The organism is Mycobacterium sp. (assembly GCF_035603715.1).
In the GTDB taxonomy this organism is placed as follows: Bacteria; Actinomycetota; Actinomycetes; order Mycobacteriales; family Mycobacteriaceae; genus Mycobacterium.
This window is the reverse complement of the sequence record NZ_DATNJW010000579.1, coordinates 1-12,231: the sequence shown is the minus strand read 5'-3', so window position 1 is coordinate 12,231 and position 12,231 is coordinate 1. Positions and strand designations below refer to the sequence as shown.

13 protein-coding genes are annotated in these 12,231 nt (G+C 67.4%); 7 read left to right on the top strand and 6 right to left on the bottom strand.

Translation table 11 applies throughout. The annotated features are described in order from the left end of the window. Positions 1 to 243 precede the first annotated feature (243 nt). Positions 244 to 801: a hypothetical protein gene (locus tag VN856_RS23715; protein ID WP_325693735.1), complete on the bottom strand. Its 558-nt coding sequence runs from the start codon at positions 799 to 801 to the stop codon at positions 244 to 246. Between the two features lie 71 nt (positions 802 to 872). After that, the gene (locus VN856_RS23710; RefSeq protein ID WP_414687036.1) at positions 873 to 1,982 is read right to left on the bottom strand and encodes an adenylate/guanylate cyclase domain-containing protein; all 1,110 of its coding nucleotides are present in this window, start codon (positions 1,980 to 1,982) and stop codon (positions 873 to 875) included. 40 nt (positions 1,983 to 2,022) lie between these two features. Here VN856_RS23710 and VN856_RS23705 point away from each other — a divergent pair, with 40 nt between their 5' ends. After that, positions 2,023 to 2,511 carry a DNA-deoxyinosine glycosylase gene (locus VN856_RS23705; protein WP_325693732.1) on the top strand — a complete coding sequence of 163 codons (489 nt, stop codon included), beginning with the start codon at positions 2,023 to 2,025 and terminating at the stop codon, positions 2,509 to 2,511. Here the strand turns inward: VN856_RS23705 and VN856_RS23700 are convergent. Beyond that, positions 2,506 to 3,897: an amidase gene (locus tag VN856_RS23700; RefSeq protein WP_325693730.1), complete on the bottom strand. Its 1,392-nt coding sequence runs from the start codon at positions 3,895 to 3,897 to the stop codon at positions 2,506 to 2,508. The two genes, VN856_RS23705 and VN856_RS23700, sit on opposite strands and share 6 nt — an antisense overlap. A gap of 52 nt (positions 3,898 to 3,949) precedes the next feature. On the opposite strand from VN856_RS23700, the gene VN856_RS23695 reads away from it, so the two are divergent. Continuing rightward, positions 3,950 to 4,378 (top strand): HIT family protein, encoded by a 429-nt coding sequence (locus tag VN856_RS23695; RefSeq protein ID WP_325693739.1) that lies wholly within the window; start codon positions 3,950 to 3,952, stop codon positions 4,376 to 4,378. Positions 4,379 to 4,388: 10 nt separating this feature from the next. After that, entirely contained in the window at positions 4,389 to 4,835 is a 447-nt protein-coding gene (locus VN856_RS23690) for a nitroreductase family deazaflavin-dependent oxidoreductase (RefSeq protein ID WP_325693727.1), read from the top strand. On the opposite strand, the gene VN856_RS23685 is transcribed toward VN856_RS23690, so the two are convergent. Next, positions 4,832 to 5,872 carry an LLM class flavin-dependent oxidoreductase gene (locus VN856_RS23685; RefSeq protein WP_325693736.1) on the bottom strand — a complete coding sequence of 347 codons (1,041 nt, stop codon included), beginning with the start codon at positions 5,870 to 5,872 and terminating at the stop codon, positions 4,832 to 4,834. The two genes, VN856_RS23690 and VN856_RS23685, sit on opposite strands and share 4 nt — an antisense overlap. Before the next feature lie 20 nt (positions 5,873 to 5,892). Then, positions 5,893 to 6,732, bottom strand: coding sequence for a uracil-DNA glycosylase (locus VN856_RS23680; protein ID WP_325693725.1), 840 nt, complete (start codon positions 6,730 to 6,732; stop codon positions 5,893 to 5,895). 61 nt (positions 6,733 to 6,793) lie between these two features. Between VN856_RS23680 and VN856_RS23675 the strand changes: the two genes are divergently transcribed. Further along, positions 6,794 to 8,161, top strand: a complete 1,368-nt coding sequence (locus VN856_RS23675; RefSeq protein WP_325693723.1) for an FAD-binding oxidoreductase — start codon at positions 6,794 to 6,796, stop codon at positions 8,159 to 8,161. Between the two features lie 122 nt (positions 8,162 to 8,283). Further along, the gene (locus tag VN856_RS23670) at positions 8,284 to 9,165 is read left to right on the top strand and encodes a L,D-transpeptidase (protein ID WP_325693720.1); all 882 of its coding nucleotides are present in this window, start codon (positions 8,284 to 8,286) and stop codon (positions 9,163 to 9,165) included. Between the two features lie 21 nt (positions 9,166 to 9,186). On the opposite strand, the gene VN856_RS23665 is transcribed toward VN856_RS23670, so the two are convergent. Next, entirely contained in the window at positions 9,187 to 10,287 is a 1,101-nt protein-coding gene (locus VN856_RS23665; protein ID WP_325693719.1) for a patatin-like phospholipase family protein, read from the bottom strand. Positions 10,288 to 10,452: 165 nt separating this feature from the next. On the opposite strand from VN856_RS23665, the gene VN856_RS23660 reads away from it, so the two are divergent. Both VN856_RS23660 and VN856_RS23655 read left to right on the top strand, forming a co-directional pair. After that, entirely contained in the window at positions 10,453 to 11,688 is a 1,236-nt protein-coding gene (locus VN856_RS23660; protein ID WP_325693717.1) for a cytochrome P450, read from the top strand. Continuing rightward, the coding region (locus VN856_RS23655; protein WP_325693714.1) for a helix-turn-helix domain-containing protein at positions 11,689 to 12,231 on the top strand (543 nt) is incomplete at its 3' end. It abuts the gene before it with no gap.

The following is a 12,231-nucleotide window of genomic DNA, read 5'->3' as shown; positions in this document are numbered from 1 at the left end:
ATCCGCGACGCCGACGTCATCCTCGTGATGGAGGCCGGCAAGATCGTGGAGAAGGGCAACCACAGCGAGCTGATGGCGCGGCATGGTGCGTACTACCGGATGACCCGCGCCTAAACGCGGCTAGTACGGGCCTCCGACCATTACATGGTGTTCGGAAACGAAGCCATATGCCATATCGCCGTCGGACGTGATATCGCATATGGCTTCAAATTGAAAAGCGGGGGCAACCCCGGAGCGAGCGCTCTAGAGCTCGGGCCCCTCGGCGCGCACATCGTCGACCGCAGACATCGCGTCGCGCAACTTGGCCAGCCACTCTTCGGTGTGCTCGCCGACCAGCTTGACCGACCAGGCCAGCGCATCGGAGCGGGACCGTGCCACGCCCGCGTCGACCAGCGTGTCGAGCACCTGTCGCTCCGGCTGCTTCAACCGGGTCATCACCGGAACCGCGATATGGGTGAACAAGACCGGCTCGCCGCCGACCTCGACGCCCCAGGAAACCTTGCGGCCGTAGCGGTTCTGCGCCTCGTCGGCGATGTTCATCCGTTCCGAGCGCGTCTCCTCGCGGAAGCGTGAGGCCCGACCCGCCGCGTGCGCGTCACTCTCGCCTTCCTCCGAGCCCGGCAGTTTTCCGATGACGGTGATCTCTTCCCGGTCGACGACGACCGTCGGGTCACCCTCGAACCAGGCGTCGGGCAGGCGTCCGGCGAACCAGTCCGCGGCGTCGCCGGCTTCGGGTTGACCGGCTTGCTGCCAGCCGCCGGGGCGGCCGTGGCGCCGCCCATGTCCATGATGCTGTTTCATGCTTACATAATTACAGCGTTACAACCGTCGTCAAAGCGGTTTCACTCCCCGCGAACACCGCGATGCCGCGACTAGCTCTCGCCGCGCCGAGCGCGGAACAGCTTCACTTCGCCTTTGATGCCTTTGAGTCGCCGGGCGCCGGCGAACGACCAGCTGAACCCCGCGTCGTCGCCGAGTTCATCCCGCACCGACTCGGCGGCCAGCACCGCTCCCGGCCGGGCAGCCGCCGTCACCCGGCTGGCCGTGTTCACCGGGCTGCCGAACCAGTCCCCGGCCCGGCTCACCGCGGCACCCGATGCGATGCCCGCCCGCAATTGGGGAAAGTCGTTATCGCCGTCGGTGATATCGACCAGCTTGAGCACGGCGTCCAACAAGGGCGCCGGTTCCGTGCACACGAACATCACCGCGTCACCGATCGTCTTGATGAATCGCACCGGTGGCACCGCAACGTCACGGGCGAGATCGGCGAGCCGGTTGGCCAGCTGCCCAAGCTCTTCGGGCGGCACCTCCTCACCCAGTTGGGTGAAGCCGACCAGGTCGGCGAACGCAGCGGTGATGTGCCGCGCCCCGGGTAGAGGCGCGCCCGCTGTCCGCTCGCTGGCGTTGACGGCCTCAGTCTCCATCATGTGCCGCAGCTGCATGAACAGCATGTCTTCGATCATTGGTCCGAGCAACGGCGTGATGCGCGACACCAGCGCGTGCGAGGCCTGCGCGGTATGCAGTTCGCTGGCACCGGGTTGCAGGATGGTCGACAACGCGGTGTATCGCATCACCTCGGCGGCGTGTGAAAGCCCTTCGGCGAGAATACGAACGACCTGCACCACCTCGTCGGGATGGATGCCGAGCTCGAGGAACTCCTTGGCGTGGGCGGCGGCGGCCCCGTCGGCGCGCAGGTGCACGGCCGCGTCGGGGTCGTCGACTCGCACCAAGCCGATGGCGCGTTGCACGCGTTGCAGCAGCTCCAGGTCGATGCCGTATTCGTCGCTGATCTCCCGGGTCGACACGTAGTCGCCGTCGTCACCGATCAGCCGGCGCGACGCCACCAGCATCGGCACCGGCGACGCCCGGATCTCGTCGGCGGTGATGCCCTGCTCGAACAGCCACCCGATCAGCTCGGCGCGCTCGGCGCGGGCGCTGCCCTCCAAACCCTCGAGCAGCTTTTCGACCTCGGGCTCATCCACTCGGCCAACGTATAACGCGGCGAGGCATGATGTGCATCCGATGACCACGCCGCTTTTGGAGGGCTTCCCGCCCGTCGTCGACGACAACGCCGACCTGCTGATCCTGGGGTCGTTTCCCAGTGTCCAGTCCTTGGCCGTCCAACAGTATTACGGCAACCCGCGCAATGCGTTCTGGCCGATCACCGCTGACCTGTTCGGCTTCGACGCGTCGGCACCCTACGAAACCCGTTTGGCCGCATTGCAATCGGCCGGCATCGCGGTATGGGATGTGTTGCACAAATGCCGCCGCGCCGGCAGCTCCGATGCCAAGTTCGACATGAAAAGCTTGGTGGCCAACGACTTTGGCAAGCTGTTCGCGGCGTACCCGTCGATCACCCGGGTGTGCTTCAACGGCCGCGCAGCGGAACGGCTCTACGCGCGACTGGTTGACGTCGACATTGAGTATCAGCTGTTGCCGTCGACCAGCCCGGCCCGCGCGATGCCGGCGGGTCAGAAACTTCAGGCCTGGCGGGCTATCGCGCCGTCATGACACCGGCGGTCGCCGCTGCGCCCACGGGCGGGCGGCCTCGATCTGCCCGCTCAGCGACAGCAGCGTCGCCTCGTCACTCGGGCGGCCGACCAACTGAATCGACAGCGGAACGCCGCCGCGGTCGAGCCCCCACGGCACCGATGCAGCGGGTTGACCGGTCAGATTCCAGATTTCGAAGAACGGCACCCGCTGCGAGACAAACAGCAGGCTCGATATGCCGCCGCGGCGTTGATAGGCCCCGATCCGGGACGGCCCAGTGGCGTTGCCCGGCGTGATGACGACGTCGACGTCGTCGAAGATCGACTGAATCCGCTTGGCCACCGCCGACTCTCCGGCGCGTACGGTCGCCATCCGCTTATCGGACAACAGCGACCCGATACGCGCCATGTTGCGGGTTCGCTTCTCGAGTCGCTCTTGATGCGGCATCACCCGCACGTCGTCGTAGATGCCCCGGAAATAGCGGGGCAGGAAGTTGGCGTAGACGGCGGCCGGCGGATAGTCCGGGTCGCGGACAACGACGTCATGGCCGAGATCGCGCAGCAATTCACCCGCCTCGTCGACCGCGGCCCGCTGCTCCTTGCCGATCTTGGCCATCAGCGGCGGTGGAACCTTGGTGCTCAAGGCAATTCGCAACCGGCCTGGATGTTTGGCGGCCGCGGCGACGAACCCACCGTCGGGAGCCGGCATCGTCGTCGTCACGTCGAGGAACAGCGCGGCGTCTTGCACTGACCGGGCGATCGGGCCGTTGACGCTCAGACCGCACCACGCGTCGTCGTGCGGTGCCAGCGGCACCCGATCGCGCTGCGGCTTGATCCCGAACAGGCCGCACCAGCCGGACGGGATGCGGATCGAGCCGCCGCCGTCGGAGCCCAGCGCCAGCGGCGCCAGCCCGGCGGCCACCGCGGCACCGCTGCCGCCGCTGCTGCCGCCCGGCGTGAGCGCGGTGTCCCACGGGTTGCGGGTCGCCCCGAACGTCAGCGATTCGGTGAACGGGAAGATCATCAGTTCGGGCACAGCGGTTTTCCCGATGATGACCGCGCCCGCCGCGCGCAGCCGGCGGACCACTTCCGCGTCCTGGGTGGCCGGCGTGGTCACCGCGCTGCTGCCACACGGCGTGAGTTCACCGGCGACATCGTTGTCGTCTTTGATCGCGACCGGGACACCGAGCAGCGGCAGCCGCTCGCCGGCGTCGAGGCGGCGCTGCGCGGCCAGGGCCTCCTGCCGGGCGGTGTCGGCCAGCACCACGCGATAGCTACGCAGTTGGGGATCCAGCCGCGCGATGCGATCCAGATAGATCTCGAGCAGCGCGGGCGCGGTGATGGTGGCCGCGGTCAGCATCCGCGCTTGCTCAGCAGCTCCGGCGAAGGCCAGATCGCGCACGTCCACGTCGAGGCAGACTACTCACTTGACCGCCGCGGCGGACCGCTACGGTGACCTGATGTCCTGTGTGTTCTGTGCGATCGTCGCCGGCCAGGCCCCGGCCATCCGCATCTACGAAGATGACGGCTATCTGGCCTTCCTCGACATCCGGCCGTTCACCCGCGGCCACACCTTGGTGGTGCCCAAGCAGCACTCGGTCGATCTCACCGACACAGCACCCGAAACCGTGGCCGGCATGGTGACGATCGGACAGCGGATCGCCAAAGCGGCCCGCGCAACCGAGTTGGCCGACGCCACCAACATCGGCATCAACGACGGCCGCGCGGCCTTCCAGAGCGTGTTCCACATCCACCTGCACATGCTGCCGCGGCGCAACGGCGACAAACTGTCGGTCGCCAAGGGGCTACTGCTGCGCCGCGACCCCGACCGCGAGGCGACCGGCCGGATCCTGCGGGACGCGCTGGCGGAGATCGACGCCGGCGGCTAATACTGGACGTATGCCCCTTCCGTCCTGGCTTGAGCAGGGTGTGTTGCCGCGAGTGTTTCGGATTCACGACGCCGTCTATCAGAAAACGAACGGCTGGATCGGACATCGGACACTGGGGGTACCCAGCCTGCTGTTGCACACCGTCGGCGCCAAAACCGGCACGGCCCGCACGACGTCGCTGAGCTATGCCCGCGACGGCGGGAACTACTTGATCGTCGCTTCGAAAGGCGGCTATCCGAAGGCGCCGGGCTGGTACCACAACCTGAAGGCCAATCCGAACGTCGAAATCAATGTCGGACCAAAGCGTTTCGACGTGACAGCCAAACCCGTACTACCCGATGATCCGGACTATGCGCGGCTATGGCAGATCGTCAACAAGAACAACAGCAACCGCTACGTGGCGTATCAGAAGAAGACGTCGCGGCCCATCCCCGTCGTGATCCTCAAGCCGGCTTAAAACAGCTCTTTGGCCAGCAGTTCCAGCGTCGTCTCGCGAGCGGGGGCAGTCGCCGGATCGGTGCCGCGGTGCGCCGACGCGACCGGATGCACCATCACCTCGTCGACGCCGAACCGCTCTGCCAGCGCAGTCAGCTGTTCGGCGGCCTCGGCGGGCGACCCGACGACGGCGCGTTTGAGTCCGCTGTCGACGATGTGCTGCTGCTGCGGTGTCAGCTCCGTGCCGCGGATATCCTCGACCAGTTCCACCGGCCCCAGTGGCTGCCCGGTCCGCAACCGGGCCATCATGTGCAGGTTGGGCAGAATCAAAGCCGTTGCCTCATCACGGGTTTCGGCCACCGCCGCGTTGACGGTCAGGAAGGTCACCGGTTCGGCGGCCAGCTCACTGGGCACGAACTCGGACCGGTAGAGCGCCAGCGCCTCTTCGGTCCCCTGGCCGGAGAAGTGGTGGGCGAACACATAGGGCAAGCCCTTGGCCGCGGCCAGTTGCGCGGAGTACATCGACGACCCGAGCAGCCACAGCCGAGGTTCGCTCGCCGCTGCGGGAGTGGCCTTGAGGATGTAGTCGTCGCCGCCGCGCAGTTGCACCGGCACGCCGCGAGCGCTCATCATCGCCCGCACGTGGTCCAGGTACTGCGGAAACTGGTCGATGTCGCGGTCGTCCCGCCCGGCGGGCCCGCGTAACAGCACCGACGTCACCGGATCCGAGCCGGGAGCGCGCCCGATGCCGAGGTCGATGCGACCCGGGGCAGCGGCTTCCAGCAGTGCGAATTGCTCGGCGACCGCGAGCGGCGCGTGGTTGGGCAGCATCACGCCGCCGGAGCCCAGCCGTAGCTGGGTGGTCTGTGCCGCCAGGTAGGCGATCAGCACCGGCGGGCTGGTGGCACCGACCGAGGGCATGTTGTGGTGTTCGGCCAGCCAGTAGCGCGTGTAGCCCAGGCGGTCGGCGGTTTGGGCCAGGCGCACGGTGGCTGCCAGTGCGTCCGCGGTGCTCTGGTCGGTGCGGACGGGGACAAGGTCGAGAACGGAAAGCCGCATGGTGGGGTCAACGTCGGCGCTCACCTGGATAGTTCCGCCATCTCGTTCGCCTTCGCGAAGATGTCGTCGAGCATCGCGGGGGTCAGTTTGCCGGTGAAGGTGTTCTGCTGGCTGGGGTGGTAGCAGCCCAGCAGTACTACCTCGCCGTGAGCGGCCTGCACGGTCGCGGTGGCCGCGTGGCCGAATTTCGGCTGCGGCCTGGGCACCTCGCCACCGCCGGCTCGAATCATGTCGAGCGCAGAGCGCCAGCCAAATGCGCCCAGCGCCACGATCACTCGCACGTCGCCGCCCACCAGCTGCCACTCGGCGGTCAGCCACGGCGCACAGGTTGATCGCTCCGCCGGCGTCGGCGCATTCGCCGGCGGCGCGCACCGCACCGCGGCCACCACCCGGGTGCCGTTGAGCGTCAGGCCGTCGGCGGCGTCGACGGCGATCGGTGAGCTCGCCAGGCCAGCCCGGTGCATTGCCGCATACAACACATCGCCGGACCGGTCGCCGGTGAAAACCCGGCCAGTCCGGTTGGCGCCGTTGGCCGCCGGAGCCAGGCCGACGATCAACACCCGCGGACGGTCGGCGCCCCATCCCGGCACCGGCCTACCCCAATACGGTTGATCGGCGAACGACCGCCGTTTTGCCAGCGCCGACTCCTCGCGCCACTCGACCAGCCGCGGACAGGCCCGGCACACCGACACCTCGGCGTCGAGCTGGGCCAACGTTTTCGTGGCGGCGGCCATCGCCACCACCTGCGCCTGATCCGACGCGACCGCCGTGCGCGCCGTCGCGGGATCGCCAGGCCACCCGCTGCCTGGCGGCACCGGGGAGTCGAAGAGCGCACCGGTCCGCGGATGGGCGAGGTTCACCGTTCCACTGTGCACGAACGCGCCGGTCGGGTGGTATGAGGATCTCCGTAAGATCGAGGCCATGGCCGCAGACGCGCTGGCCGGCCTGATCGCCGAGCTGCCCGAGGGAACGGTCGTCACCGATCCCGCGATCACCGAGGGCTACCGGCAGGACCGTGCCCTGGATCCGTCGGCCGGAAAGCCGCTCGCCGTGGTGCGCCCGCGGCGGACCGAAGAGGTTCAGACCGTGCTGCGGTGGGCCACCGCCAACCACGTTCCGGTGGTGACCCGCGGTATGGGCACCGGCCTGTCGGGCGGCGCGACCGCAGTGGACGGCGGGATCGTGCTGTCCACGGAAAAGATGCGCGACATCGTCGTCGATCCGGTCACCCGGACCGCGGTCTGCCAGCCGGGGCTGCTCAACGCCGAGGTCAAGAAGACGGTCGCCGAACACGGCCTGTGGTATCCGCCCGACCCGTCGTCGTACGAAATCTGCAGCATCGGCGGCAACATCGCGACCAACGCCGGCGGCCTGTGCTGCGTGAAATACGGCGTCACCACTGACTACGTCCTCGGCGTGCAGGTCGTTTTGGCCGACGGCACCGCGGTCCGGCTGGGCGGCCCCCGGCTCAAAGACGTTGCGGGACTGAGCCTGACCAAGTTGTTCGTCGGCAGCGAAGGCACACTGGGTGTCATCACCGAGGTGACGCTGCGATTGGTGCCGCCACAGCAGCCGATGAGCACGGTGGTCGCCAACTTCGCCTCGATTGAAGCCGCCGCCAAGGCGGTGCTCGGGGTGACCTCACGGCTGCGCCCGGCGATGCTGGAGTTCATGGACTCGGCCACCATCAACGCGGTCGAGGACAAGCTGCGGATGGGCCTGGACCGCGGTGCGGCCGCGATGCTGGTCGGCACCTCCGACGAACGCGGCCAAGCGGGTAGGGACGACGCCGAGTTCATGGCCGCGACGTTTACCGAATTCGGTGCGACGGAAGTCTTTTCGACCGACGACCCGGACGAGGGCGAGGCGTTCGTCGCTGCCCGCCGATTCGCCATCCCCGCAGTCGAGGAGAAGGGGCCGCTGCTACTCGAAGACGTCGGCGTGCCTTTGCCGGCGCTGGCCGACCTGGTCGGTGGGATCGCTCGCATTGCTGAGCAGCGCGACCTGATGATCGCGGTGATCGCGCACGCTGGCGACGGCAACACCCATCCCCTGATCGTGTATGACCCCGACGACGTCGCGATGAGCGAGCGGGCCCAGTTGGCGTACGGCGAGATCATGGATCTCGCCATGGATCTGGGCGGCACGATCACCGGCGAACACGGGGTGGGTCGGCTCAAGCATCCCTGGCTAAGTCGCTACCTGGGCCCGGACGCCATGGCGCTCAACCGCCGCATCAAGGACGCGTTGGACCCGCAGGGCATCTTGAACCCGGGCGCGGGGGTCTGACATATCTCAAGCGACGTGCCGAGACGAGTGCCTTTTGCCCGCCTTCGAGCGAAAATCAACGCCCGGACGGGGCGTGGGGCGCCATGCAAGACTGATTCGACGATGAGACTGGAGGGACATAGATGCTGGGCTCGACGAGGGGAAGCCTCTTCCCCGCTCTGAAGGCAGCCGGAGTGGCTTCGATATTGGGCTTCGCGCTGGCGCTGGGCGCAGGTCCGGCGATAGCGGATCCGCCTCCCGGCGATCCACCAGGCCCCGGTGCGGGCCAGGACCCGACACCGTTCACCGGCGCGGCGCCGTTCGCGCCGCCGAGGTTGGTCCCTGCCAACGGGGCGACAGTGGGTGTGGCCCAGCCGATCATCATCAATTTCCCGGGGCTCGTCGATGACGCGGGCGCAGCCGAAGGCGCCGTCCACATCTCGTCGGTCCCGCCGGTTCCCGGCAAGTTCTACTGGATGAAGCCGACGCAGCTGCGCTGGCGTCCGCTGAACTTTTGGCCCGCGCACACCGCGGTGACCGTCGATGCGGGTGGCACAGTGTCCAGCTTCCAAACCGGAGACAGCCTGCTGGCTACGGCCGACGACACCACGCACCAACTGACCGTCACCCGCAATGGGGCCGTGGAGAAGACCATTCCGATGTCGATGGGGATGGCTTCGGGCGGCCATCAAACCCCGAACGGCACTTACTACGTCCAAGAGAAGATGCCGTCGGTGGTCATGGATTCCTCGACCTACGGCGTGCCGGTCGGCTCAACGTACGGATACAAGACAACGGTCGAGCTAGCCGTCCGCTTCGATGACAGCGGCGACTTCGTACACAGCGCGCCGTGGTCGGTGGACGACCAGGGCAAGCGCGACGTCAGTCATGGCTGCATCAACATCAGCCCGACCAACGCGAAATGGTTCTTCGACAACTTCAACGCCGGTGATCCCATTGTGGTGGCCAACACCAGCGGCGGCACCTACTCCAGGCACGACGGCTCCAACGACTGGCAAATCTAGCTCGCGGCGCAGAAGAATCCGTCAGGTCGATGTCGGCGATTTCTGCACCGGTGGTGTCGCGGCGGGCGGGTAAGCCTTGGCCCAGTCGGTCAGGAACTTGGCCGCCGCGGCCTGGCCGTTGGCGAACAACTTGTCACGCTGGTCGGTCGTCAGCCCGAAATCGGTGGCGGCGATGCCCATCGTGTCAACGAACACCGTCCGCGCGCCGACGCCCCCATCGGCCAGCGGATAGCGGTTCCACTCGCCCATGGCCGTCTGCGCGATCGAGATGATCTCGCGGAGATCGCCCTGCACCGGCACGTCCGGGGTGTTCAGCCCTGGACGCGACGAGAGCTTGATCCCGAACGTCGGCCACCGGTTCGGCCGGCCGTCGGTCCGGTCGAACACGGTGACCGGGAAGTTCTGCAAGAGCCCGCCGTCGACCCAGGTGCAGGCGCCCAGGGCCGTCTTCTGCTCGAAGGGCTGGAAGAAGAACGGGATCGACATCGACGCGCGGACCGCGTCCACGATCGGGTAGCTGTCGATGGCCGCGACCTGGCGGGTCGGATCAGCCTGATCCTCGCCGCTCAGAAGGTAGTAGGGCAGGTCCCAGGGAAGCCGGACCAGGGCGCCGCGGCTCAGGTCCGAGGTGTGGGTGACCAGCCGATAGCGCTGGTACGGGGCCAGGCCGGTGCCCTCGTCCCCGGTGATCTTGAGGTCAGCGAAAGTGCGGATGCCCAGCGGCTCCAGCTTCGAGGTGAGCCACTCCTGGACGTAGGAGCTGGCGTATAGGCCCTGGTGGCTCAGCAGCGCGGTGGCGTTCCCGAGTAGGCCCAGGTGCTTCTCGGCCCAGGTCTTCTGCATGAACTGGGTGTAGTCCAGCTCGGCCATGTCCGTCTGAAGCTGGGTGAGCGGGACTTTCTTGACCTGGTATGCGGCGATAAGGGCGGCCACAATGGCGCCGGCCGACGTGCCCCCGATCCGGGGGAAGACAAAACCGGCCTCATGCAGGGTCAGGACGGCCCCGACCAGGCCGATCCCCTTGACTCCCCCGCCCTCGAGAACGAGATCCGCGCCCGGCCCGGCCTGCGCTCGCTCTTCCAGCGTCTTGCCATGACTCGCCCGACCGCCCGCCTTCGCCATGCCTGCCTCCGTGATTTCCCGGTAACCCGTGAGGATGTGACCTAAGTACAGGCCCGAGGTCCGCCCGCTGTCCAGTGAATGCCGCTTTCCGGCGCCCAGGCAATCGACACATCCTTGAGGCTCGCGACCGTTGACACACTTAGCTCATTGTCGTATCAATAAGACATGACGTCGACTTTGTCTCGCGCGCCTCGCTTCCAGCTCGCCAACGCCGAGACCTGGCCCAACCCGTGGCCGATGTACCGCGCGCTGCGCGATCACGATCCGGTGCACCACGTGGTGCCCGCGCACAAGCCCGAGGACGATTACTACGTGCTGACCAGGCACGCCGACATCTGGGCCGCGGCGCGTGACCACGAGACGTTCTCCTCCGCCAAGGGGTTGACCGTCAACTACGGCGATCTGGAAATGATTGGGCTGAAGGACAATCCGCCGTTCGTGATGCAAGATCCACCGGTGCACACCGAGTTCCGCAAATTGGTGTCACGCGGATTCACGCCGCGCCAGGTCGAGGCGGTGGAGCCCAAGGTGCGCGAGTTCGTCGTCGAGCGCATCGAGCGGCTACGCGCCAACGGTGGTGGCGACATCGTCGCCGAACTGTTCAAGCCGCTGCCGTCGATGGTGGTCGCGCACTACCTCGGAGTGCCCGAGGAGGATTGGACACAGTTCGACGGCTGGACCCAGGCGATTGTGGCGGCCAACACCGCCGACGGCGGCGTTGCCGGCGCGCTGGAAACCGTCGGCGACGCGGTCGGGTCGATGATGGCCTACTTCACCCAACTGATCGAACGGCGACGGACCGAACCCGAGGACGACACCATCTCGCACCTGGTCGCCGCCGGGGTCGGCGCCGACGGCGACATCGCCGGCGTCTTATCGATATTGGGCTTCACGTTCACCATGGTCACCGGCGGCAACGACACCGTGACCGGGATGCTCGGCGGGTCGATGCCGCTACTCCACCAACGGCCTGATCAGCGAGAGTTGTTGGTGGACAACCTCGACGGCATCCCGGACGCCGTCGACGAGTTCTTGCGGCTCACCTCACCGGCGCAGGCCTTGGCCCGCACCGTCACTCGCGACGTGACGATCGGCGACACCACCGTGCCGGCTGGTCGCCGGGTGCTGCTGGTCTACGGCTCGGGAAACCGTGACGAGCGCCAATACGGCCCGGACGCGGGCGAACTCGACGTCACCCGCTGCCCGCGCAACATCCTGACCTTCAGCCACGGCGCACACCATTGTCTGGGTGCTGCCGCGGCCCGAATGCAGTCAAGGGTCGCGTTGACCGAATTACTGTCGCGCTGCCCTGATTTCGAGGTCAACGAGGCGGGCATTGTCTGGGCCGGCGGCAGCTATGTGCGACGTCCGCTATCGGTCCCGCTCCGGGTCACGTCGTAGATGGCGGCCAACGACTGGCTCGCCGAACGCCGCACCGAGGTGGCCGCCGATCGCATCCTCGACGCCGCCGAGGAGTTGTTCACCCGCCACGATCCCGGTTCGGTGGGCATGAACGAGATCGCCAAGGCCGCAGGGTGTTCCCGCGCGACGCTGTACCGCTATTTCGAGAACCGTGAAGCGCTGCGCACTGCCTACGTGGCCCGCGAAACCCATCGGCTCTCCGAGTCAATCGACGTCGACGACATCGAGGACCCGCGGGAGCGGCTGGTGACCGGCATCGTCACCACGCTTCGCCTGGTCCGCGAAAGCCCGGCGCTGTCAGCCTGGTTCGCGACGACCGCTCCCCCGCTGGGCGCCGAGTTGGCCGAGCAGTCCGACGTGATCACCGCACTGGCGGCCGCATTCGTCAGCTCGCTCGGCGACGACCACCCCGCCAACGTTGCGGGACGCGGCCGCTGGCTGGTCCGGGTAATCACGTCGCTGCTGATTTTCCCCGGTCATGATGAAGCCGACGAGCGGGCGATGCTCACCGAGTTCGTCGCC